19 protein-coding genes and 1 tRNA gene are annotated in these 22,801 nt (G+C 67.2%); 12 read left to right on the forward strand and 8 right to left on the reverse strand.

Annotated elements, in window-relative coordinates:
- Window positions 1-38 precede the first annotated feature (38 nt).
- From ACIP1U_RS03245 to ACIP1U_RS03260, 4 genes are all read left to right on the forward strand, one after another.
- The gene (locus ACIP1U_RS03245; protein WP_400311633.1) at window positions 39-1,535 is read left to right on the forward strand and encodes a DUF2252 domain-containing protein; all 1,497 of its coding nucleotides are present in this window, start codon (window positions 39-41) and stop codon (window positions 1,533-1,535) included.
- Window positions 1,536-1,598: 63 nt separating this feature from the next.
- Entirely contained in the window at window positions 1,599-1,922 is a 324-nt protein-coding gene (locus ACIP1U_RS03250) for a hypothetical protein (RefSeq protein WP_400311636.1), read from the forward strand.
- A 138-nt stretch (window positions 1,923-2,060) separates the two neighbouring features.
- Window positions 2,061-2,963, forward strand: coding sequence for a lipid A hydroxylase LpxO (lpxO, locus tag ACIP1U_RS03255; protein ID WP_400311639.1), 903 nt, complete (start codon window positions 2,061-2,063; stop codon window positions 2,961-2,963).
- A 62-nt stretch (window positions 2,964-3,025) separates the two neighbouring features.
- Window positions 3,026-3,295: a DUF333 domain-containing protein gene (locus ACIP1U_RS03260; RefSeq protein ID WP_400311642.1), complete on the forward strand. Its 270-nt coding sequence runs from the start codon at window positions 3,026-3,028 to the stop codon at window positions 3,293-3,295.
- A 19-nt stretch (window positions 3,296-3,314) separates the two neighbouring features.
- Here ACIP1U_RS03260 and ACIP1U_RS03265 read toward each other — a convergent pair whose 3' ends face one another.
- Both ACIP1U_RS03265 and ACIP1U_RS03270 read right to left on the reverse strand, forming a co-directional pair.
- Entirely contained in the window at window positions 3,315-4,823 is a 1,509-nt protein-coding gene (locus ACIP1U_RS03265; RefSeq protein WP_400311645.1) for a diguanylate cyclase domain-containing protein, read from the reverse strand.
- Window positions 4,824-5,026: 203 nt separating this feature from the next.
- Window positions 5,027-6,463 carry a PLP-dependent aminotransferase family protein gene (locus tag ACIP1U_RS03270; RefSeq protein WP_400311647.1) on the reverse strand — a complete coding sequence of 479 codons (1,437 nt, stop codon included), beginning with the start codon at window positions 6,461-6,463 and terminating at the stop codon, window positions 5,027-5,029.
- A 176-nt stretch (window positions 6,464-6,639) separates the two neighbouring features.
- On the opposite strand from ACIP1U_RS03270, the gene ACIP1U_RS03275 reads away from it, so the two are divergent.
- Both ACIP1U_RS03275 and ACIP1U_RS03280 read left to right on the forward strand, forming a co-directional pair.
- Window positions 6,640-7,029: a hypothetical protein gene (locus ACIP1U_RS03275; RefSeq protein WP_400311649.1), complete on the forward strand. Its 390-nt coding sequence runs from the start codon at window positions 6,640-6,642 to the stop codon at window positions 7,027-7,029.
- 67 nt (window positions 7,030-7,096) lie between these two features.
- The gene (locus ACIP1U_RS03280) at window positions 7,097-8,722 is read left to right on the forward strand and encodes an NAD(P)/FAD-dependent oxidoreductase (RefSeq protein ID WP_400311652.1); all 1,626 of its coding nucleotides are present in this window, start codon (window positions 7,097-7,099) and stop codon (window positions 8,720-8,722) included.
- Here the strand turns inward: ACIP1U_RS03280 and ACIP1U_RS03285 are convergent.
- A complete protein-coding gene (locus ACIP1U_RS03285) occupies window positions 8,719-10,005 on the reverse strand; it encodes a TIGR03862 family flavoprotein (protein ID WP_400311655.1) in 1,287 nt (428 codons plus the stop codon). The two genes, ACIP1U_RS03280 and ACIP1U_RS03285, sit on opposite strands and share 4 nt — an antisense overlap.
- 90 nt (window positions 10,006-10,095) lie before the next feature.
- On the opposite strand from ACIP1U_RS03285, the gene ACIP1U_RS03290 reads away from it, so the two are divergent.
- Window positions 10,096-10,722 (forward strand): DUF1415 domain-containing protein, encoded by a 627-nt coding sequence (locus ACIP1U_RS03290; RefSeq protein WP_400311658.1) that lies wholly within the window; start codon window positions 10,096-10,098, stop codon window positions 10,720-10,722.
- 1 nt (window position 10,723) lies between these two features.
- On the opposite strand, the gene ACIP1U_RS03295 is transcribed toward ACIP1U_RS03290, so the two are convergent.
- Window positions 10,724-11,599, reverse strand: coding sequence for a class I SAM-dependent methyltransferase (locus ACIP1U_RS03295; RefSeq protein WP_400311661.1), 876 nt, complete (start codon window positions 11,597-11,599; stop codon window positions 10,724-10,726).
- A 265-nt stretch (window positions 11,600-11,864) separates the two neighbouring features.
- Between ACIP1U_RS03295 and ACIP1U_RS03300 the strand changes: the two genes are divergently transcribed.
- Complete coding sequence (locus ACIP1U_RS03300; protein ID WP_400311663.1) at window positions 11,865-13,478, forward strand: DUF342 domain-containing protein; 1,614 nt, start codon at window positions 11,865-11,867, stop codon at window positions 13,476-13,478.
- A gap of 309 nt (window positions 13,479-13,787) precedes the next feature.
- The gene (locus ACIP1U_RS03305) at window positions 13,788-13,943 is read left to right on the forward strand and encodes a hypothetical protein (protein ID WP_400311666.1); all 156 of its coding nucleotides are present in this window, start codon (window positions 13,788-13,790) and stop codon (window positions 13,941-13,943) included.
- An 80-nt stretch (window positions 13,944-14,023) separates the two neighbouring features.
- Here the strand turns inward: ACIP1U_RS03305 and ACIP1U_RS03310 are convergent, their stop codons facing one another.
- Window positions 14,024-15,145 carry a CapA family protein gene (locus tag ACIP1U_RS03310; RefSeq protein WP_400311668.1) on the reverse strand — a complete coding sequence of 374 codons (1,122 nt, stop codon included), beginning with the start codon at window positions 15,143-15,145 and terminating at the stop codon, window positions 14,024-14,026.
- Between the two features lie 230 nt (window positions 15,146-15,375).
- Between ACIP1U_RS03310 and ACIP1U_RS03315 the strand changes: the two genes are divergently transcribed.
- The 3 genes from ACIP1U_RS03315 to ACIP1U_RS03325 all read left to right on the forward strand — a co-directional run bounded on the left by ACIP1U_RS03315 (window position 15,376) and on the right by ACIP1U_RS03325 (window position 18,514).
- The gene (locus tag ACIP1U_RS03315; RefSeq protein WP_400311670.1) at window positions 15,376-16,764 is read left to right on the forward strand and encodes an FAD-binding oxidoreductase; all 1,389 of its coding nucleotides are present in this window, start codon (window positions 15,376-15,378) and stop codon (window positions 16,762-16,764) included.
- A gap of 79 nt (window positions 16,765-16,843) precedes the next feature.
- Complete coding sequence (gene ppk2 / locus ACIP1U_RS03320; protein ID WP_400311672.1) at window positions 16,844-17,761, forward strand: polyphosphate kinase 2; 918 nt, start codon at window positions 16,844-16,846, stop codon at window positions 17,759-17,761.
- 486 nt (window positions 17,762-18,247) lie between these two features.
- Window positions 18,248-18,514 carry a hypothetical protein gene (locus ACIP1U_RS03325; RefSeq protein ID WP_400311675.1) on the forward strand — a complete coding sequence of 89 codons (267 nt, stop codon included), beginning with the start codon at window positions 18,248-18,250 and terminating at the stop codon, window positions 18,512-18,514.
- Between the two features lie 84 nt (window positions 18,515-18,598).
- Here ACIP1U_RS03325 and ACIP1U_RS03330 read toward each other — a convergent pair.
- The 3 genes from ACIP1U_RS03330 to pepN form a co-directional block, all read right to left on the reverse strand.
- Window positions 18,599-18,674: transfer RNA gene (locus ACIP1U_RS03330), tRNA-Thr, on the reverse strand.
- 182 nt (window positions 18,675-18,856) lie between these two features.
- Window positions 18,857-19,873: a class 1 fructose-bisphosphatase gene (locus ACIP1U_RS03335; RefSeq protein WP_400311678.1), complete on the reverse strand. Its 1,017-nt coding sequence runs from the start codon at window positions 19,871-19,873 to the stop codon at window positions 18,857-18,859.
- A gap of 96 nt (window positions 19,874-19,969) precedes the next feature.
- On the reverse strand, window positions 19,970-22,693 hold the full coding sequence (gene pepN / locus ACIP1U_RS03340; protein WP_400311681.1) for an aminopeptidase N: 2,724 nt from the start codon (window positions 22,691-22,693) through the stop codon (window positions 19,970-19,972).
- Window positions 22,694-22,801 lie beyond the last annotated feature (108 nt).

Raw genomic sequence — 22,801 nt, forward strand, 5'->3', positions numbered from 1 at the left:
GGCGTGCTGCACTAGCTTGTGCCACAGAAGCTGCACCTATGGCAAAACCGCCGGCGCGCCGGCAGGGAGGCATCGTGGCGATACGGCAAGACGCGGAAACAAGTGGCGGCGCGGAAAGCGGCCCGGCCCCCGAGGATGTCGTCGAGGCCCGCCTCGATCGCGGCAAGTCCATCCGGCAACAGTTACCTCGCGGCGCGCACGAGGCGCTAGGCAATCTGGATCGCGATCCCGTCAAGCTGCTCGAGATCAGCAGCGAGGGGCGCGTGCCCCGGCTGGTGCCGCTGCGCTACGGCCGCATGCTGGAATCGCCCTTCGCCTTCTACCGCGGCACTGCGATCATCCAGGCGCACGATCTCGCCGGCACGCCCGACACGGGCCTGACCATGCAGGTCTGCGGAGACGCCCACGTGGCCAACTTCGGCGGCTATGCCACGCCCGAACGCGCGCTGCTGTTTGACCTCAACGATTTCGACGAAACCAGCCCCGGTCCGTGGGAATGGGACCTGAAGCGGCTGTGCGCCAGCTTCGTGGTGGCCGCGCGCCATTTGCGCCATCCCGCCGACACCGCCGACGACCTGGTGCGCCAGGCGGTACGCAGCTACCGCGACCGGATGCAGGGCTACGCCGAGATGGGCATGCTCGACACCTGGTACGACCGCATCACGTTCGAGCGGCTGCTGGAAGAGGAGGCCTCGCCCAATGTGCAGAAGCGCATCCGCCGCGGCATCGAGCGCGCGGCCGACCGCACCCACGATGCGCTGCTGCCCAAGCTGGCCGAACGCGTCGAAGGCCGCTGGCGGATCCTGGATGCGCCGCCCGCCGTCTTCCATGTGCGCGGCAAGCAGACGCTGCTCGATCCGGGCGACGACTGGCTGACCGTGGCCGATCCCGAACAGACGCTGGAACAGTCGTTCAAGGACTACCTGTCGACGCTGGCGCCCGACCGGCGCCGGCTGCTGGGGCATTTCACGCGCCACGACCAGGCCTTCAAGGTGGTCGGGGTCGGCAGTGTGGGCACGCGCTGCATGATCCTGCTGATGATCGACCAGCACGACAAGCCGCTGTTCCTGCAGGTCAAGGAAGCCACGCGCTCGGTGGTGGCGCGCTTCTTCAAGGGGCCGGCGGCCGCGCATGAGGGGCGCCGCGTGGTCGAGGGCCAGCGCCTGATGCAGGCGGCCAGCGACCTGTTCCTGGGCTGGACCAAGGGGCCGTTCGGGAGGCACTTCTACATGCGGCAGTTGCGCGACATGAAGCTGTCGCCCCAGCTCGAGCTGATGGATGCCGAAATCTTCGGCCGCTACGCCGCGCTGTGCGGCTGGGTGCTGGCGCGGGCGCATGCCAAGGGCAGCGGGCTGGCCGCCGAGGTCAGCGGTTACCTGGGACGGAGCGACCGGATGGCCGATGCGATGGTAGGCTATGCCAATGGCTATGCCGACCAGGTCGAGCGCGACTATGAGCAGTTCGTCGCCGCCTGTCGGTCGGGCCGCCTGGAGGCGCGCACCGACGCCGACATGGCGGGAGAATTTCGCGTATAGCCGCGTATAGCATAACCGCCGTCGCGGTGCCCGTTTGGTTCATGCTTTGCCAGGAGTCTGCCCATGAAAGAAGACACCCTGCTGCAACTGATGGCCGAGGTCGAGAAGGAAGACCCAATCGACTACGCCGACCTGCCATTCGATGACCGCGCGCTGCGCCAGCTGGCGTGCCGGCTGATCGCCGAGCGCTCCGAGCGGATGGAAGCGTCCGGCATGCCGATGGAAGCGCTGCTGGCCACGATGTGGGCCTCGACCGCCAAGCTGGTGCTGGAAAACCTGGTGCTCAACGCGCGCTTGTTGACGCTGCAGGGCATGCCCGAAGATGCCCAGGCACTGATCGATCGCATTGCGCGCCAGTCGCGCGGCGGACCCGGTCGCGAGTCCTGATAGCCATTCGTTGCGATGTGCCGCAGCCGCCACTAGCTGCGGTGCGTCGCCCATTTCGCTAAAATGCCGGTTTTCGCCCGGCCGGCCCGCTGCGCCCGTCATCGTGCGCGCCAGGGCGGCTAACCAGGAGGATTTCGGGTGATCAAGTGGATAATCGTCGCGGGCTACCTCGGTGCCATCCTGTATGTGCACTTCCGCGGCAAGGTAAGGCTGAAGATCTGGCGCCAGTTGCTGGACCATTCGGCGCTGGTGGCGCCGATCAACTGCTTCATGTATGCGTTCTCTGGCGTGCCGCGCACGCCGTACATCCCGGTCGATAATTTCCCCGACCTGGAAAAGCTGCGCGCCGCGTGGCCGGAGATCCGCGACGAAGGGCTGGCGCTGGGCGCGATGCGCAAGATCAAGGCCGCGGACAAGAACGACGACGCCGGCTTCAATTCATTCTTCAAGTACGGCTGGAAGCGTTTCTACCTGAAGTGGTACGAGGCCCAGCACCCGTCGGCCGAGACGCTGTGCCCCAGGACCGTGGCGCTGCTGCGCGAGTTGCCCAGCGTGAAGGCAGCGATGTTCGCCGAGCTGCCGCCGGGCGGCAAGCTCAATCCGCACCGCGACCCGTTCGCCGGCTCGCTGCGCTATCACCTGGGTTTGTCCACGCCCAACGATGACCGCTGCTTTATCGAGGTCGACGGCGAGCGCCACAGCTGGCGCGACGGCGAGGGCGTGGTGTTCGATGAAACCTACCTGCACTGGGCCGAGAACCGCAGCGAGACCAATCGACTGATCCTGTTCTGCGATATCGAGCGCCCGATGCGCTATGGCTGGGCCATGAAGTTCAACCACTGGATGGGCCGCAAGGTCATGACCGCGGCCAGCTCGCCCAACGACGAGCACGACCAGACCGGCATGATCAACAAGCTGTTCCGCTTTGTCTGGCTGGGCGGGCAATATCGCCGTCGCTTCAAGGCGTGGAACCGCCAGCTGTACTACGTGGCCAAGTTCGGGCTGATCGTGGCGGGCGTGGCCCTGATCGCGTACCTGTAACCACAAGAGAGCCGGCGCAAGCCGGCTCTTTTGCTGTGGGGACTGACCTGATGGAGATCCCAATGCGTGTCCGATCCGCACTGTGGCTGGTCGCCGCCAGCCTTGGCGCCGCTGCCTGCGCAACCACGCCGAGAGGCCAGGGCGCAGCGCCACCGGCCAGCCCGGCGCCCACGGTCGGCATGCCCAATCCGGCTTCGGTCAACTGCGCCCAGCGCGGCGGCAAGCTGTCGATCGTGTCGACGCCCGCCGGCCAGACCGGCATCTGCACCTTTCCCTCAGGCAAGCAGTGCGAGGAATGGGCGCTGATGCGCGGAGAGTGCGCGCCGGGCTGAGGCGCGTGCCGCCCGCGCTTCAATTGCCGCCGCGGCGGCGCTCGTTGCCCAGCGCCTCGTAATGCGCGCGCTTGGCTTCGTACATGCGGCTGTCCGCCACCTTGACCGCGTCGGTCAGGCGCGCGCCCTGCACGCAGGTGGCGTGGCCGATGGAGAAACTCAGGCGCACGCCGGGATAGAAGGTGTTGTTCAGCTCCACTACCTTTTCGATCTGCTCGACCACCGTGGCGGCGCCGCGCTCGTCGCGGCCGGGTAGCAGCAGCATGAATTCGTCGCCGCCGATACGCGCCACGCAGGCCTGCTCGCCCACCGCTTTCTTCAGCACCTCGCCGGTGCGGCGCAGCAGGCCGTCGCCGTCGCCGTGGCCGAACTGGTCGTTGACGACCTTCAGCCCGTTCAGGTCCACCGCCACCACGCTGACCGGCCACGGGCCCTTGCGGCCCAGCCGCGCCAGTTCGTCCTCATAGTAGGCGCGGTTGTAGAGCTTGGTCAGCACGTCGTGCTTGCCCAGGAACTCGACATAGGCCTCGGCCTTCTTGCGCGCGGTGATGTCGGTCAGCGACACCAGCACCTGGTCCCAGTCGGCCTCGCAGCCGGGGAAGACCGACCACTGCATGAAGACGTCGACCTGGCGGCCGTCGAGCGCGTAGTTGATGACTTCGCGCTGCTGCCACAGCTTCTCGTGCCAGAGGTCGATCAGCTGCTCGGCAAAGTGGATGCGCATGTCGTCGCGGAACACGTCGCCGAGGCGCGACAGCAGGATCTGCTTGGACTCGGCGCCGAACATCAGCAGCGTCTGCCGGTTGACGTCGAGCACGCGGATTTCCTGCATGCAGCGCGAGACGAAGTCCGGATGCACGTTGAGGAAGGTGCGGAAGTCGGTGATGCCGGCCGCGCGCACTTCGTCGAGCAGCACCTTGACCGCGCTGAAATTTTCCACCCACAGCGACACCGGCGAGTGTTCGAACAGGCCCACGGCGTATTGCTCGCTGCGGCGCAGCTCGCGTTCGGTGCGCACGCGCGCGGTGATGTCCTCGACCGACAGCAGCACGCGCTCCCAGCTGCCTTCATGGCCGGGCATCACCGTGGCTTCGAGCCGGATATCGAGGCGTTCGCCGTTCAGCGTGTAGTTGACGGTCTGGCTGGCAAAGCGGTTGCCGCCGTCCCAGAGTTGGCCGAGTTCTTCCACGTGCTGGTCGAACATGTCGTCGCGGAAGACCGTCTCGAGGTTGGCGATGAGGTCATCGAGGTCGGCCGCCCGGAACAGGTCTAGCGTGCGCTGGTTGACGTCGATCACGCGGATCAGCGACGAGCATTGCGCCACCTGGTGCGGATTGGCGCGCAGGTAGGCGCGCAGGTCGGTGACCCCATCGCGGCGCAGCTGTTCGAAATGGACCCGCACGTCGCTGAAGTCTTCCAGCCACAGCGACACGGGGGCGAGTTGGAACAGCGTCTGGTAATCGTCGAAGCTGTTCCCCGGCTCGGTGCCGGCAGGGCGGTTGCGCGATGCCGCGGATGGACTGCTCAAGGCCACTCTCCTTTGTTCTTGTTCCCGTCTGGTGGCGGGGCCTGGCAGTGTTTCCGGGGACCAGCCGAGGCCACGGCCGCCGCGCCAGCGCACTAGGATAGGCGAGGCGGCGGCAAATGGGGCAAACCGGTCGCAAAAAGCAGGTCAGTCCGGCCAGGCGGTCGCGCGCGTGTTGCAAAAATGCGCGCGCCCCCCGCGCGTGGCTAGCCAGCCAGGCGGTGCACCACGCCGGCCAGCGTGGCCAGTGCGCGCTCGATCTGCGTCGAGCGTGGCGTGCCGCAGTTGATGCGCAGGCAATGGTCGAAACGCCCGGCGTTGGAGAACATCACCCCGGGCATGACGCGGATGCCGGCCTGCAGCGCCTGGTCGAAGACCGCCTCGGACGATACCGGCGCGGGCATCTCTACCCACAGGTGCATGCCGCCGCGCGGCGAGCCCAGCCGCGTGCCGGCCGGAAAACTGGCCGCCACCGCCTGGGCGAACCATTCGCGCTGCAACTGCAGCCGCGTGCGTAGCCGGCGCAGGTGCCGTTCATGCGCGCCGCTGGCGAGGAAATCCGCCGCCGCCATCTGCGACAGCATCTCGTTGGGCCGCGACAGCCCGAACTTGAGCATTTCCACGCGCGGCTGCCATTTGCCGGCAGCGATCCAGCCGAGCCGCATGCCCGGCGCCAGCACCTTGTGCAGCGAGGCGCAGTGGATCACGTTGCCGCTGCCATCCCAGGCCTTGGCCGCCGCCGGCTGGGTATCGCCGTCGGCGGTGGCGGAGAAGCAGTCGTCCTCGATCAGCGCGATGCCGCGCGACTCGCACCACTGCACCAGCCGCGCCTTGTGCGCGTCCGGCATGATGCAGCCGAGCGGGTTCTGCAGGTTGGGCACCACCGCCACCGCGCGGATATTGTCGTAGTGCTGCGCCGCCAGCTCGAGCGCCTCGAGCGACATCCCGGTCTGCGGGCTGCACGGGATTTCCAGGGCGCGCATGCCGAGGCTTTCGAGGATCTGCAGCAGGCCATAGTAAGTGGGCGATTCCACCGCGATCACGTCGCCAGGGCCGGCCACCGCGCGCAACGCCAGGTTGAGCGCCTCGGTGCAGCCGTGCGTGATGACGATCTCCTCCGGCGCCAGCTGCATCCGTGCGTGCAGCGCCTGGCGCGCGATGGCGCCGCGCAGCGGCGCATGGCCTTCCGGTTCGACCGCCTCGCCGAACAGCAGCGGATGCCGGCGCAGGGCGCGCGCCGCGGCGCTGCGCAGCGCATCGGCGGGATACAGCGCGGGCGCACAGTAGGCGCCGCCCAGGTTGGTATGGACATGCTGGTGCTGGCTGCGCGCCAGCAGCCCCGAAATGCGCTGGTGGATGCCGACGTACTGCGCGGGATCGGGCAGGGCGGCATCGGGTTCGGTCAGCGGTGCCAGCGGCGCGCGCACCGGTGCCGCGACAAAATAGCCGGCGCGCGGGCGGGCTTCGAGCAGGCCGTCGCTCTCCAGCTGGCGGCAGGCCTGCAGCGCCGTGGACAGGCTGACACCATGCAGTCCCATCAGCGCGCGCACGGAGGGCATGCGGTCGCCGGCGGTCAGCGTGCCGGATTCGATGGCGCGGCGGTAGTGGCCGGCAACCTGGCGGTAGAGCGGGGTGGATTCCATGGGCGGCATGGTGGCGCGGATGGCCATTGGGGTACAGATACAGATGCGGGGTGTCTGTATCGTAACAGCCTCGGTTTTGGCTCGCTGTTCCGGTAGGGGTTGCGCGGGGGTGTGCCTGCCGCGTGCGGAGGCCGGCCGATAGTCTGGAGGCCTGAATCTGTTACCGGAGCCAAGCCATGCCAAGCGTATCGATCGACCCTTCAGAGGGCGTCTTGCCGGCGTCCGCCACGCGCCTGTCCGCCGGCCAATGCCTGCTTCTGCGCGTGCCGGCGGGCACGGTACTGCACGCCGGTGCCGGCCGGATCGAGGTCAGCGGCCCGCCGCAATGGCTGGCCGAAAGCTGGCACGTCCCGCGCTGGCGCCTGCGCGAGGGGGAGTCGCTGACCCTACCGGAACGCGGCTGGCTGCAGGTCGCGGCGCACGGCGATGCCGCCTTTACCATCGCCATGCCGCCTGGCATGCTCGCGCGCCTGGGGGCGCTGGCAGGGTGGCGCAGACGCCGCATGCCGTCGCCATGGCGGCACCAGCCGCAACCGATTGCCGACCCGGCGCCCGAAAAACTATAAAATTGCGCTCCGGCCGGCCTGGCACATTGGTGTGCCCAACCCCCCGGCCGCAGTTCCCGGGTTCCCCATGCTACGTCTAAGTGAAGTCAAACTCCCGCTCGACCATACCGAAAGCGACCTGGATGCCGCCGTGCGTGCCAGCGCCGCGCAGATCGGCGTCAAGGGGGACGGCCTGATCGGCTATACCGTATTCCGCCGCGCGCACGATGCGCGCAAGCGCTCCGATATCAAGCTGACCTACATCATCGATATCGAAGTCAGCGACGAAGCCGCGGCGCGCAAGCGCATGGCCGGCAAGCCCAACTGGAGCGAGACGCCCGACATGGAGTACCGCTTCGTCGCGCGCGCGCCGCAGGGCGGCCCCGCGCTGCGTCCGGTGGTGATAGGCATGGGCCCATGCGGCCTGCTGGCCGGCCTGATCCTGGCGCAGTCGGGCTTCCGCCCGATTGTCCTGGAGCGCGGCAAGGAAGTGCGCGAGCGCACCAAGGACACGTTCGGCCTGTGGCGCAAGAGCGTGCTCAACCCGGAGTCGAACGTGCAGTTCGGCGAAGGCGGCGCGGGCACGTTCTCGGACGGCAAGCTGTACAGCCAGATCAAGGACCCGAAGCACTATGGGCGCAAGGTGCTGAACGAGTTCGTGCGCGCCGGTGCGCCGGAAGACATCCTGTACAAGGCGCGCCCCCATATCGGCACCTTTCGGCTGGTCAGCATGGTCGAGAAGATGCGCGCGGAGATCATCGAGCTGGGCGGCGAGATCCGCTTCGAAACGCGCGTCGACGATATCGACATCGACGGCGGCCAAGTGCGCGGCCTGAGGCTGTCGAATGGCGAGTACCTGGAAGCCGACCACGTCATCATGGCGGTCGGACACAGCGCGCGCGATACCTTCCAGATGCTGCACGACCGCGGCGTGTTCATGGAGGCCAAGCCGTTTTCGCTGGGCTTCCGCATCGAGCATCCGCAGGGCCTGATCAACCGCAGCCGCTTCGGCAAGTTCGCCGGCAACAAGCTGCTGGGCGCGGCCGATTACAAGGTGGTGCACCACTGCAGCAACGGGCGCTCCGTGTACAGCTTCTGCATGTGTCCCGGCGGCACGGTGGTGGCGGCGGCGTCGGAGCCGGGCCGCGTGGTGACCAACGGCATGAGCCAGTACAAGCGCGCCGAGCGCAATGCCAACGCCGGCATCGTGGTCGGCATTACGCCGGAGGACTATCCGGGCGGCCCGCTGGCTGGCATCGAGTTCCAGCGCAAGTGGGAAGAACGGGCGTTCGAGCTGGGCGGCAGCAACTACAACGCGCCGGGCCAGCTGGTGGGTGACTTTATCGCCGGCCGTGCGTCGACGTCGCTGGGCTCGGTCGAGCCTTCGTACAAGCCCGGCGTGACGCCGACGGACCTGAGCACGTCGTTGCCCGACTACGTGATCGAGGCGATCCGCGAAGGCATTCCGGAGATCGACAAGAAGCTGCCGGGCTTCGCGCTGCATGACGCGGTGCTGACCGGCGTGGAGACGCGCACCTCGTCGCCGCTGCGCATCTGCCGCAACAACGACGACTACCAGAGTATCAACGTCAAGGGCCTGTACCCGGCGGGCGAGGGCGCGGGCTATGCCGGCGGCATCTACTCGGCCGCCATCGACGGCATCGAAGTGGCCGAAGCGGTGGCGCTCAGCATCGCCGGCGGCAAGCAGGCCTAGTTTTGCCGCAGGGGTTGCTGAAGATGTGCCGCGGCGCCCAGCGCCGCGGTGCGCCCGCTGGCGAAGCACGCCGTCAGCAGGTAGCCGCCGGTGGGCGCTTCCCAGTCCAGCATTTCGCCCGCGCAGAATACGCCTGGCAGCGCGCGTAGCATCAATCGCTCATCCATCGCCTCGAAACGCACGCCGCCGGCGCTGCTGATGACCTCGTCGATCGGGCGTGGCCGCAGCAGGCGCAGCGGCAGCGCCTTGAGCGACACGGCCAGCGTGCCGGGATCCTGCATCGCATCTTTCGTCAGGCATTCGCGCAGCAGCCCGGCCTTGACGCCGGTAATGCCGAGCCGGCTTTGCAGGTGGCTGGACAGCGAACGCGAGCCGCGCGGATGGTTCACGGCGTTGCCGACCTGTTCGGCGGTGTGCGCGGGCAGCAGGTCGAGGTGGATGACCGCGCTGCTGTCGGCTTCGATCCGGTCGCGGATCGGTGCCGACAGCGCATAGACGAGGCTGCCTTCGATGCCGGTGGCGCTGATGACGAATTCGCCCTGGCGGTAGTGCGCGTTGCCGTCGCGATCGGTCAATGCGATCGCCGCCGGTTTGACCGGCGTGCCGGCGAAACGGTCGGCAAACGATTCGCTCCATGCCACATCGAAGCCGCAATTGGCTGGGCGCAGCGGCGCGATATCGACGCCACGGTCAGCCAGCCGCGGCACCCACGCGCCATCCGATCCCAGCCGCGCCCAGCTTGCGCCGCCGAGCGCCAGCACCACGGCACGCGCGGCCACCGACACGTCGCCATGCGGCGTGGCGAAGCGCAGCAGGTGCGGTGCGCCCTCGTCCAGGTCCAGCCAGCCCAGCCAGCGATGGCGCATATGGAACTGCACGCCGGCTTCGCGCAGCCGGTGCAGCCATGCGCGCAGCATCGGCGCGGCCTTCATGTCGGTCGGGAAGACGCGGCCGGAGCTGCCGACGAAAGTGTCGATGCCGAGCCCGTGGACCCACTCGCGCAGCGCCTGCGGGCCGAAATCCGCAAGCATCGGCGCGATCTCCGCGGCACGGGTGCCATAACGGCCGAGGAAGGCGGGTTCCGGCTCCGCATGTGTGAGGTTCATGCCGCCCTTGCCAGCCATCAGGAACTTGCGCCCGACCGACGGCATCGCGTCATAGACCGCCACGCTCACGCCCTGCGCCGCCAGTACCTCGGCCGCCATCAGCCCGGCCGGGCCGCCGCCGATGATGGCGACGTCGGGGCGGTTGGAAAGCGAAGGGGAAGGATTGGCGAGGGACATTGGCGGTCGGGCGAGGGCAGGGGTTGCTTCCGCCGCGGATTATAGATCCTGCGGCAGCGCTAGAATGACGGTTTCCCCGGTATTGCCATCATGTCTCCCGCTGTCACTTCCGCAGACGCCGCAGATGCGGTTATTGCCGCCACCCGCCACTGGCTTGAACGCGCCGTGATCGGGCTCAACCTGTGCCCCTTTGCCAAGAGCGTCTATGTGAAGGAGCAGGTGCGTTACGTGGTCAGCACGGCGACCTTAGCGCCGGATGTGCTGGATGAACTCGAGCGCGAGCTCCGCCTGCTCGATGAGGCGGATCCGGCAGAGATCGACACCACGCTGCTGATTCTGCCCGACGCGGTGGCCGATTTCCTCGACTACAACGACCTGCTGTACTTCGCCGACCGCCTGCTTGGTAGCCTTGGCCTGGAAGGCACACTGCAGATCGCCAGCTTTCATCCGCAATACCAGTTCGCCGATAGCGGGCCGGACGATATCGAGAACTACACCAACCGCGCACCGTATCCGATCCTGCACTTGCTGCGCGAGGACAGCATCGCGCGCGCTGCGGCGGCCTTTCCGGATGCGGCGGATATCTACGAGCGCAACCAGGCAACCATGCGCCGCCTGGGGCATGCAGGCTGGCGCCGCTGGATGGCGGGCGAGGACGAAGATAAAACCGAAGCCGAAGGCAAAGTCGCCGGCAAGAACCCGCCCGCGAAAGACTGAGTTACGCCGGCTCGGCCCGCGTGGCTGGCGTGGCCGGCGTGGCCGATAGCGGGTCGGTGAAGAAGCGTTCGTTCATCTCTTCCAGCCCCAGCGTTTCCAGCACGTTCTGCAGCCGCTCCGCCGGACGCCGGCGCGGCAGGTCCTTGTACTGGGCGATGATCAGCTCGTTCTTCATCGAATGTTCCCAGCCCACCAGCTCGGTCACGCTGACCTGATAGCCATGCGCTTCCAGCTGCAGGCAGCGCAGCACATTGGTCACCTGGCTGCCGAATTCACGCGTATGCAACGGGTGGCGCCAGATCTCGGTCAGCGGGTTGCCGGCCAGCAGCTTGCCCTTGTTCTTGCGCAGCACGCTAGCCACTTCGGCCTGGCAGCAGGGCACCAGCACGATGTGCTGCGCATGCTTGGCCAGCGCGAAGCGGATGGCGTCGTCGGTGGCGGTATTGCACGCATGCAGCGCGGTGACCACGTCGATGGTCGGCGGCAGTTGCGGCGAGGTGATCGAGTCGGCCACCGACAGGTTCAGGAACGACATCCCGGGAAAGCCCAGCCGCGCTGCCAGCCCCTGCGAGGTCTTCACCAGTTCCTCGCGCGTCTCGATGCCGTAGAGGTGGGAATCGTCCTTCAATGCCTTGAAGAACAGGTCATACAGGATGAAACCGAGGTATGACTTGCCGGCGCCATGGTCGGCCAGCGAGACGCGGCCGCGCTCATCCTTGACCTGCTGCAGCAGCGGCTCGATGAACTGGAAAAGGTGGTAGACCTGTTTGAGCTTGCGCCGGCTGTCCTGGTTCATCTTGCCGTCGCGCGTCAGGATATGGAGTTCCTTGAGCAGTTCGATGGACTGGCCGGGGCGGATTTCGTGGGTATTTGACATGGGGACTGCACAGGCTGCGGGACGCGGCGCGCCGCGGGAATGCCGACAGTTTACCGAAAAGTCCGGCGATGCCCCGCCGGCCATGTTCCTGCCCACCCCACCTCGGCCGGGATCGTTGTTCGCTCAAGTTTTGCCGCCTCGCTGCCGATGGTCATGGATCGATAACAAGTGGAGCGCCAGCCGTCCGGGCACGCGCTGTCCGCCAGCGCGGACAGGCCGCCGTGGCCGATCGCCATGCAGCTCCGCAACCAATGTCAGGGGACTCATGATGCACGAGTCGGGTTTGCGCCTGGAGCTGACCGAGCCAGGCGAGCAGGTGCATGCGCGCTACACACCGGAGCCAGGCAGGCTGGCGCCGGATCACGCCAGCCTGAAGCAGTGCCTGGACAGCCACGGCTGGGCCGGCGCCAGGCTGGACGCCCGCGCTGTCGCGCAGTTCCTGCAGCAGTGCCAGCGCGCCGAGCATGAGATCGACGCCGCCATCGGTGTCCTGGTCGATGGCGCGTTCGAGCTCGATATCACGGAAGACTGCCTGGCCGTACGGCTCACGCTGCTGCCCGCCGAAGGCGGCCGCCCGGTCACGGAGGACGATATCCGCCGCGCCGTCGCGGAGCGCGGCGTGGTCGCGCCGATCCAGGCGCTGGCGCTCGACGCCGCGCTGGCCGAAGGCCGCTGCGAACTGCGCACCATCGCCGCCGGCGTAGCGCCGCGCCAGGGCGAGGCGGCGCGCTTCCTCAACCTGCTGCAGCCGCGCAAGCCGGTGCAGGCCGATGAAGAAGAGTCGCGCGTCGACCTGCGCGACCTTGGCAACCTGCTGCTGGTCAGCCCCGGCATGCCGCTGATGCGCCGCATCCCGGCGGTGGCCGGCAACGATGGCAGGGACGTGTTCGGCAAGCCGGTGCCCGCCGATCCTGTCGACGATGCGCCCTTTGCCGAGGGCCTCACCGGCGCCGCCGCCGATCCCGACGACCCCGACCTGCTGGTTGCCGTGATCGCCGGCGCGCCGGTGGCCGGCGTGCATGGCATCGCCGTCAGCCCGGTGGTTCAGGTGGAGGCAGTCGACCTGCATTCCGGCAACGTTGCCTTTGACGGCACGCTGCGCGTGGCGGGCGATATCCGTACCGGCATGTCGGTGCGCGTCAGCGGCGACGTGCTGGTCGAGGGCACCATCGAAGCCGCCGACATCGAGGCCGGCGGCAATGTCGTGGTCAAGGGCGGCATCATCGGCAAGACCGAGACCGGCCGTGCCGACGGCGGCATCAGCCGCGCCAGCGTGCGCTGCAAAGGCGCCGTCAAGGCGCGCTTTATCGAGAATGCCGTGGTCGAGGCCGGCACCGAGGTGAACGTCGACAGCGGCATCCGCCAGAGCGATGTTGCCGCGGGCGAGCGCATCGCGGTCGGCGGCCCCGGCGTGCAGGGCAGCATCAGTGGCGGGCGCACGCGCGCCATGCTGGCGGTGCGCGCCGCGGTGCTCGGCAGTCTCGCCGGCAGTGCCACCAGCGTGCAGGTCGGACTGAACCCCTATGCCGACGCGCAACGCGTCGCGCTCGAGGCTGACCGCCTGCGGCTGCTGGAAGAGCAGAACAAGGTCAAGCAGCTGGTCGCGTTCTTTGCCAAGCATCCGGAGAAGGTCGTCGGCGACTTGCGCGAAAAGGCGCGTGCCACGCTGTTCAAGCTCTCGCGTGACCTGTTCGAGCTGGAAAGCCGACTGACCGAGCTTGGCCAGCAGATGCAGCCCGCGGCCGATGCCGTCATTGACGCGGCACGGCGCATCCATGGCGGCGTCACGCTGCAGGTGGGCAGCCGCGTGCTCAAGGTGATGGAAGACAAGCCAGGTGGCCAGATCCGCCTGGTCGACGACCGCATTGCGGTGACGTGAGCGGGACCTGAGCGGGACCTGAGCGGGACCTGAGCGGGACCTTGGCGGGAGCCTTCTCCGCTCCCGAATTTGTACTATCCTGCAGGTATGTCCTGGGGTGCCGCAGGATGGGCGAGAGAGCTAGTCTCGGGCAGTGAATGCAGAAGCGGACCAGCAAACTGTGGAAGCGTTACACGGAACCGACTCACGTGGCACTTGAGATACCGGAAGGCCAGCCAAAGCGGCTGGCCTTCCTGCTTTTGCCCCCATGTGCATCGCGGCGATCCGACCTACACTGAAGGTGCAACCAGTCTTTCACAGGAGGTTGCTATGACTGCCGTACTGATCACAGCACTGGCGCTGATCGCCCTGGTCGCCTGCGCCGCCTTTGTTATCTGGGTCATGCGCGAGAAGAACCCGACGCTGCTGCAGCAGCAGGAGCAGTCGGTGCGCACGTGGTTCGACCATATGATCCACCGCCACTAGCGCAGCACCGCAGCTTAGCGTGCCGCAAGAGCCCGCCGTGCAGGCGGGCTTTTTCATGGCGTCGGCCCAATGGCGCGGCCTCATGCCGCCGACAGGCGCAGTTCGTGCAGCCCGCTGCGCTCGACTCGCGTGCCGAGCGCGCGGCCTTCGTACGCAAACATCGCCAGCAGCCATGCGATGTCGACTTCGCCCGCATATTCCAGCCGGAAATGGCTGCGCCGCAGCGGCACCAATCGCAGGTCTGCGTTGCCTGCCGCATCGAAGCTGACGAAGGCCATCAGCGCCAGGTCCGGCCGGTAGTCGTCGTAGCCGCCGATGCCCTCGTAGTCGTTGATGAAGTCGCCGCAGCCGTAGAGGATGGGCTTGCCCGCATGCAGCTCGATGCCGAGCGGATGGTGCGAGGAATGTCCATGCACGATATCCACGCCAGCCCGTTCCACCAGCCCGTGCGCGAAGGCGCGTTGCGCCGGATCGATGTGATAGCCCCAGTTGGCGCCCCAGTGGATGGATGCCACCACAAGGTCGCCGGCACGCCTGTCCTTGGCGATCCGCGCGGCGATGCGGTCGCACGAGGCGGCGGACCAGTCATCCAGCAGGTTCACGCCGGAGTGGCCGGCGGTGGCGCGCCATGCCGCTGGCGTGCCGCAATTATGCATGGCGAAGGCAAACACCGCAACGCGGCCGGCGTGGCCGCCGCCCGGCCGCTGCAGCCAGGCCGGGCGCATCGCGCTGTCCTCGTCGGGTCCGGCACCGGCATGCGCGATATGCGCGGCATCGAGCGCTGCCAGCGTATCGGTCAGGCCCGCGCGTCCCCAGTCGAGCACATGGTTGTTGGCCAGCGCCACGCAGTCGACGGCCGCCGCCTGCAGGCAATCGACATTGCCTGGATGCATGCGGTAATGGACGGCCTTGCCGGGCCATGCGTCGTCGCTGGTGGTGATCGCTGTTTCCAGGTTGGCAATGCGCGGCCATGCGCCGCGACGATCGAGTTCCGCGAGCGCGTCGCCCCATGGATACGCCGGCGCCACCGGGCGCGCGATCGGGCCCGCCTTGCGCTCGGCCAGGCGCACATAGTCGAGCGCCGAATGCACATACGATTCATGCAGCAGCGGCTGGCTGGGATGCTCCAGGATCTGGTCGATGCCGCGCCCGGTCATCACATCGCCGCACAGGAACAGGGGAGGGAGGCTGGTTGTGTCCATTGCGCAGCCGGTCGGCGCAAGTTAGCACTGTACCGGCAGTGCTTCCATGATAGGCGGGCGCGGGGCCATGATCGCGTTGCTTCACTTGGGCGGGGCGCGCTGCACGCCGCGTTTTACATTCGGCGGGGGCCTGCCTTAAATGGTGGAGTCATCGGTCCTCGTGGCCATCTTCCTCCGCCCCGGCAGCCGCGCGTCGTCCGATGGTTCCAACCCGCATCGGGAGACAAATCATGGGCCAGTTATCGCAAGAACATGTCGAATCACTGAAGGCGCAATTGCGCGGGCGCCTGCTGCAGCCCGCCGACGCGGCCTACGATGAAGCTCGCCGCATCTGGAACGCGATGATCGACCGCCGGCCGCAAGGGATCGTGCAGGCCGCCGGCGTCGCAGACGTGATCGTCGCGGTCAACTTTGCGCGCGAGCACGGCGTGCTGCTGGCGATACGTGGCGGTGGGCACAACATCGGCGGGCTGGCGATCTGCGACGACGGCATGGTGCTCGGCCTGTCGGCGATGCGTTCGGTGCGCATCGATCCGCGGGCGCAGCGTGCCTGGGTCGAACCCGGCGCCACGCTGCGCGATTTCGACCATGAGGCGCAGGCCTTCGGACTGGCCACGCCGCTGGGCATCAACTCCACCACCGGCGTCGCGGGGCTGACCCTGGGCGGCGGCTTCGGCTGGCTCAGCCGCAAGTTCGGCACCACCGTCGACAACCTGGTCTCGGCGCACGTGGTCACCGCCGAAGGCAGGCTGGTCCGCGCGAGCGCCGACGAGCATCCCGACCTGTTCTGGGCGCTGCGCGGCGGCGGCGGCAACTTCGGCGTGGTCACGATGTTCGAGTTCCGGCTGCACCCGGTCGGCCCCGAGGTCTATGGCGGCCTGATCGTCTACCCGCTCGAGCAGGGTCCCACGGTGCTTTCGGCCTTCCGCGAGCAGTTCAAGTCGATGCCGGATGAATTGACGGTCTGGGCGGTGTTGCGCCAGGCCCCGCCTCTGCCGTTCCTGCCGCCGGAGGCGCACGGCAAGCCGATCGTGGCGCTGGCGATCTGCTATATCGGCCCGCCGGAGCATGGCCCCGCGCTGGTCGAGCCGCTGCGCAAGCTCGGCACGCCTTATGGCGAGCATGTCGGACCAATGCCCTTCGCGGCATGGCAACAGGCCTTCGATCCCTTGCTGACGCCAGGCGCCCGCAACTACTGGAAATCGCACAACTTCGCCGGACTGGACGACGGCCTGATCGCGATGCTGGTCGAGCAGATCGGCAAGCTGCCGTCGCCGCAATGCGAGGTGTTCATCGGCGCGATGGGCGGCCAGACCAATCGCGTGGCGCCGGACGCCACCGCCTATGCCAACCGCGACGCGCAGTTCATCATGAACCTGCATGGGCGCTGGGACACGCCGGCCGAGGACGACGCCTGCATCGGCTGGGCCCGCGAAGTATTCCGCGCCGCGGCGCCGTTCGCGCTGGGCAGCGTCTACGTCAACTTCCTGACGCAGGAAGAAACCGACCGCATCGGCGCTGCCTACGGTCCCAACTTCGCACGGCTGGTCGAGGTCAAGCGCCGCTACGATCCGGGCAACCTGTTCCGCCACAACCACAACATCAACCCGGCGGCATAGCGCGCGAAGGCGTTCACGCGGCTGCAACACTGGCGTGCCAGCATCGGCGCGACCGCGATGTATCCGACAGGGGGAGCAGATGAGACCGGGCGAGGCAGAGTTGGTACGGCGTATCCACAACGAAGTGGCCGACTACTACGACGAAGAAATCGAACTGGAACTGGACGACCGCGAAGCCAGCGAAGCCTTCGGCGACCCGGTACACCTGCCCGACAACGCCGAGCAGGACAGCCGCCGCCGCTATTTTCGCGAACTGTTCCGCCTGCAGGGCGAGCTGGTGCGGCTGCAGAGCTGGGTCGCGGCCACCGGCCACAAGCTGGTGATCCTGTTCGAAGGGCGCGACGCCGCCGGCAAGGGCGGCGTGATCAAGCGCATCACGCAGCGGCTGAACCCGCGCGTATGTCGCGTGGCCGCGCTGCCCGCGCCCAACGACCGCGAACGCACCCAGTGGTACTTCCAGCGCTACGCGGCGCACCTGCCCGCGGCAGGCGAGATCGTGCTGTTCGACCGCAGCTGGTACAACCGCGCCGGCGTCGAGCGCGTGATGGGCTTCTGCAACGACGACCAGTACGAAGAATTCTTCCGCTCAGTGCCCGAGTTCGAGAAGATGCTGGTCCGCTCCGGAATCCAGGTCGTCAAGTACTGGTTCTCGATCACGCACGACGAACAGCGCCTGCGCTTTCTCAGCCGCATCCACGATCCGCTCAAGCAATGGAAGCTCAGTCCGATGGACCTGGAATCGCAGCGGCGCTGGGAGGACTACACCAAAGCCAAGGAGATCATGCTCGAGCGCACCCACATCGCCGAGGCGCCCTGGTGGGTAGTGCAGGCCGACGACAAGAAGCGCGCGCGGCTGAACTGCATCCACCACCTGCTCAGCCTGGTGCCCTACCAGGACGTGGACGCGCCCACGATCGTGCTGCCGGCCCGCGAGCGGCATGAGGACTACGTGCGGCATCCGGTACCGCAAGAGATGTTCGTGCCGGAACTGTATTGATCCACCTTGCCTGGTTAGGGTAAGTGCGGGGTGCGGTATCGGCCCCGCAGCGGCAGCGCTCCCTATAATGAAAACGGCCACCTGGCAAACAAGGGTGGCCGTGCATCGTGGACATGTTTGTTTTTTGGGCGACCATGCTTGTCGCCTACCTCCTGATGAAGCACGCTGGCTGCTTCAGCCAGCCGGTGCTCTATCCCGACTTCGACCACCCGTTCCGGTATTGGTGGGCGTGGCGGTTGGGGCGGTAGTCCTGTCTGATTTCCGTTCGCTGGAACGTCCATGGCCGACCCGTCCGCAGCGGTGTCATGGGCGCCGTGGCGTTCGCGCTGGACCTGATGGCTGTGAACCACCCTGGCTGGCAGGCCGTGCGGTTGATCCCCTTCTGAAATTACCTCGTACCTTCGGTCGGCACTAAAGGCGCTGCCTGGAATGCCTCCTCCGCAAGAGCGTTGCGACCGCGCTGTCGCGTCGTTGCCTCAGGCAGCCATGCTGATGTCGCAGGCAACGCTGGGCCAGGCGCTCGGGCGTACGGACCAGGCCGTCGCCATCTGGGAGAAGAATGACTGTATTCCGAAGGCCGCTGATCTGGTCCTGCGTGTCCTGTATGCCGCGCATGCGGACGGAAACGAGCGGGTGAAGAACCTTGTGAAGGCCATGAATGCAACCGAGCGCACGATCCATATCGTCATGCGCGAGACGCCGCGAGGATGGGAGCCTACCGAGACGGAAGAAGATCCGCTTGCGCTGGCCTGACGCGCGGCTTGTGGGTGCAGGCAACAAAAAACCCGGAGAGCGTGGCGCTGTCCGGGTTTGCGAGGGCGATGCCCCGAATTCTTTTGGTGCCGAAGAGAGGAATCGAACCCCCGACCTTCTCATTACGAATGAGCTGCTCTACCGACTGAGCTACTTCGGCAACAAGTTCCTGTGAACTGGAACAGCCCGCAATACTAGCAGCGATTTTCCGGCTTGGGAAGCCCTTTTGTGTCGCCCGTGTCATCCGCCGGCACAGTCCAGGAGGCGCCTGCTGCGCTTGCGGGAGGCGGATGAAAAACGGGGCGCCAGCTGGCGCCCCGTCTTGTTGCCGGGTGGCGAGGCTCAGGCCTTGCCTTCGGCTTCGTGGTGGTAACGGGTGACGCGTTCCACTTCGTTCTTCGAGCCCAGGATCACCGACACGCGCTGGTGCAGCTTTTCCGGCTGCACGTCCATGATGCGGATCTGGCCGTTGGTGGCGGCGCCGCCGGCTTGCTCGACCAGCATCGCCATCGGGTTGGCTTCATACATCAGGCGCAGCTTGCCGGCCTTCCCCGGCTCGCGCTTGTCCCACGGATACATGAAGACGCCGCCGCGGGTCAGGATGCGGTGCACGTCGGCGACCATCGAGGCGATCCAGCGCATGTTGAAGTTCTTGCCGCGCGGGCCTTCGTCGCCCGCCAGGCATTCGTCGATGTACTTGCGCACCGGCGGGGCCCAGTGGCGCATGTTCGACATGTTGATGGCGAATTCCTTGGTGTCTTCCGGAATCATCACGTTGGACTGGGTCAGCACGAAGCTGCCGGCTTCGCGATCCAGCGTGAACACGTGCACGCCGTTGCCGACGGTCAGCACCAGCGTGGTCTGCGGGCCGTACACGGCGTAGCCGGCGGCGACCTGGTGGGTGCCGGGCTGCAGGAAGTCGGCTTCGGTCACGGTCTGGCCGGGCTTGGGCATGTGCAGCACCGAGAAGATGGTGCCGATCGACACGTTGACGTCGATGTTGGACGAGCCGTCGAGCGGATCGAACAGCAGCAGGTATTCGCCCTTCGGGTAGCGGTTGGGAATCTCGTAGAACGATTCCATTTCCTCCGACGCCATCGCGGCGAGGTGGCCGCCCCACTCATTGGCGTCGAGCAGCACCTCATTGGCGATCACATCCAGCTTCTGCTGGGTTTCGCCCTGGACGTTGCCGGTCCCGGCCGAGCCGAGCACGCCGGCAAGGGCGCCCTTGTTGACGGCATTGGAAATGGCCTTGCAGGCGCGCGCGACCACTTCGATCAGCAGCCGCAGTTCGGGCTGGATCGTGTTGTGCTTGCGCTGCTCCTCGACCAGGTAGCGGGTGAGGCTGATGCGAGTCATGGTTGGTTCTCCTTGGATGGCCGCAATTCTACATGCCCGGCCGGCCCCGGCCGGGCAAAGGGGGCGTTGCGGGGCCTCCCTGACATACTCAGTGGTTCAGGCGGCCAGCGCCTTGCCGACAATCTCCCTGACGTCGCGCGACAGCGTGGTGCTCGCGGCAACGCGCTCCAGCTCGGCACGCATGCGGTCGCGCAGTGTCAGCTCGTACTTCTGCCAGCGGTCCATCACCCGTGCCAGCCGTGCGGCGACCTGCGGGTTGATGGCGTCGAGCGCCAGCACCTGGTCGGCCCAGAAGCGGTAGCCCGAGCCGTCTTCGGCATGGAACTGCGCCGGGTTGCCGGAGCAGAAGCTGAAAATCAGCGAGCGCGCGCGGTTCGGGTTGCGCAGGTTGAACGCCGGGTGCTCCATCAGCCTGAGTACGGTGTCGATGGTGCGCTTGCCGGCGTGGGGCCCTGGTTGTGGCCCAACGCTGCCGCGCTGCATGCCCTGCAGCGAGAACCATTTGTCGATCACGAGCGCGTCGTCCTCGAAGCGCTCGTAGAAATCGGTGAGTGCATGCTCGCGCCCGGGCGCGAAGCTGTTGACCAGCGCCGACAGCGCGGCGAAGCGGTCGGTCATGTTGTCGGCGGCCTGGTACTGCTTGTCGGCCAGCGCGTGCATGTCGGCGTCGCCGCTGTCGGCCAGGTAGCCGAGCGCCAGGTTGCGCAGTGCGCGCCTGGCGGCGGAGGTGGCATCGGGCGAGTAGGGGCCGGGCGTGGCGTTGGCCTCGTAGGCGGCCAGCCAGTCGGCCTTGAGCGCGCGGGCCAGGCCTTCGCGCATGAACTGGCGGGCGCGGTGGATGGCGGCGGGATCGGCCACGCCCATGCGCTCGGCCAGGTAGGCTTCGGCGGGCAGCACCAGCGCCTGCTCGCGGAAGGCGGGGTTGAGCGTGTCGTCGGTCAGCACGGCGCGCATGGCCTGCGCCAGCGCCGGTCCGAGCTTGAGCTCGCGGCCGGCCTGCACGTCGGCGACCAACTGCAGCAGCGCGCGCGTGGCCAGGCGCTGGCCGGCTTCCCAGCGGTTGAAGGCGTCGCTGTCGTGCGCCAGCAGGAAGGTCAGCTGCGCGTCGGTGTACTCGGCATCGACGATCACCGGCGCGGAGAAATCGCGCAGCAGGGACGGCAGCGGTGCGCCTTCGCCTGACCCCGCGCCGCGCGGCAGGTTGATGAAGCGGAAGCTCTGCTCGGCCTGCGTGAAGTCGAGCACGCGCGTGGTCGCACCGTTCGCGGTTTCGCCTTCGAGCTGCAGCGGCAGGTCCTTGCCGTCGGCGCCGAGCAAGCCGAGCGCGAACGGGATGTGGAAGGGCTGCTTCTCGGGCGTGCCGGCGCGGGTCTCGATGCCGACCTTGGGGCAGCGCTGCGTCAGCGTCAGCGTCAGGCTGCCGTCGTCGCCGTTCCAGGCCGTGCGCGTGGTCACCACCGGCGTGCCGGCCTGGCTGTACCAAAGGCCGAACTGCGTCAGGTCCCGGCCGTTGGCATCGGCCATCGCCGCGCGGAAGTCGTCGCAGGTGACGGCCTGCCCGTCATGGCGCTCGAAGTACAGGTCCATGCCCTTGCGGAAGCCGTCGCGGCCCAGCAGGGTCTGGTACATGCGCACGACCTCGGCGCCTTTCTCGTACACCGTGACGGTGTAGAAGTTGTTGATCTCTTCGTAGCTGTCGGGGCGCACCGGGTGCGCCATCGGTCCGGCGTCCTCGGGGAACTGCACCTGGCGCAGCACGCGCACGTCCTCGATGCGCTTGACCGCTCGGCCCGATTCCGAGCCCATCATGTCGGCGGAGAATTCCTGGTCGCGGAACACGGTCAGGCCTTCCTTCAGCGACAGCTGGAACCAGTCGCGGCAGGTCACGCGGTTGCCGGTCCAGTTGTGGAAGTATTCGTGGCCGACCACCGCCTCGATATTGGCGAAGTCCGTGTCGGTGGCGGTTTCCGCATTGGCCAGCACGTACTTGGTGTTGAAGATGTTCAGGCCCTTGTTCTCCATCGCGCCCATGTTGAAGTCGCCGACGGCGACGATCATGAAGCGGTCGAGATCGAGTTCCAGGCCGAAGCGCTGTTCATCCCAGCGGATCGAATGGATCAGTGAATCCATCGCGTGGCGGGTCTTGTCCAGGTCGCGCGCCTCGACCCAGACCTGCAGCAGCTTGTCCTTGCCAGAGGCGGACTGGATCCGTTCCTCGATGCATTCCAGCTTGCCGGCCACCAGCGCGAACAGGTACGACGGCTTGGGGAACGGGTCTTCCCACACGGCTTCATGGCGGTCGTCGGACAAGTCCCGCTTGCTGACTAGGTTGCCGTTGGACAGCAGCACCGGGTACGCCTCGCGATTGGCGCGCAGCGTGACGCGGAAGGTCGCCATCACGTCGGGGCGGTCAAGGAAGTAGGTGATGCGGCGAAAGCCCTCGGCCTCGCACTGGGTGAAGAAGTTGCCGTTGGACACGTACAGGCCCGACAGCGTGGTATTGGCCGCGGGCTGGCACGCGGTGGTGATCTCGAGCGTGCCCTGCGCTGGCAGTCCGGGGATGGTCAGCGTGCCGGCGTCCTGGGTGGCGTTGGCCACCGGCTTGCCGTCCAGGCTGACGCCGACCAGTTCGAGTTCGTCGCCGCACAGCACCAGCGGCGCGTCGGCGGCGGAGCCGGGCTGGCGCGCAAAGCGCAGCGTGCTGGTGACGACGGTCCGCTGGGGATCGAGGTCGAGCACCAGGTCGGCATGGTCGATGGCGAACGGGGGCGCGGTATAGTCCTTGCGATAGACGGTAACGGGCGTGTCGGTGCGCAGCATGGAGAGATCCTGTCTTCGGAAGACCGTTGGAAAGGGCAGGCCATGCGCGCGCGGGCGAAGCATGGCGCCGAAGTCCTCATTGTAGCCAAGGGGGTGGCGAGGCATTGT

It is taken from the genome of Cupriavidus sp. NPDC089707 (genome assembly GCF_044748965.1).
In the GTDB taxonomy this organism is placed as follows: Bacteria; Pseudomonadota; Gammaproteobacteria; order Burkholderiales; family Burkholderiaceae; genus Cupriavidus.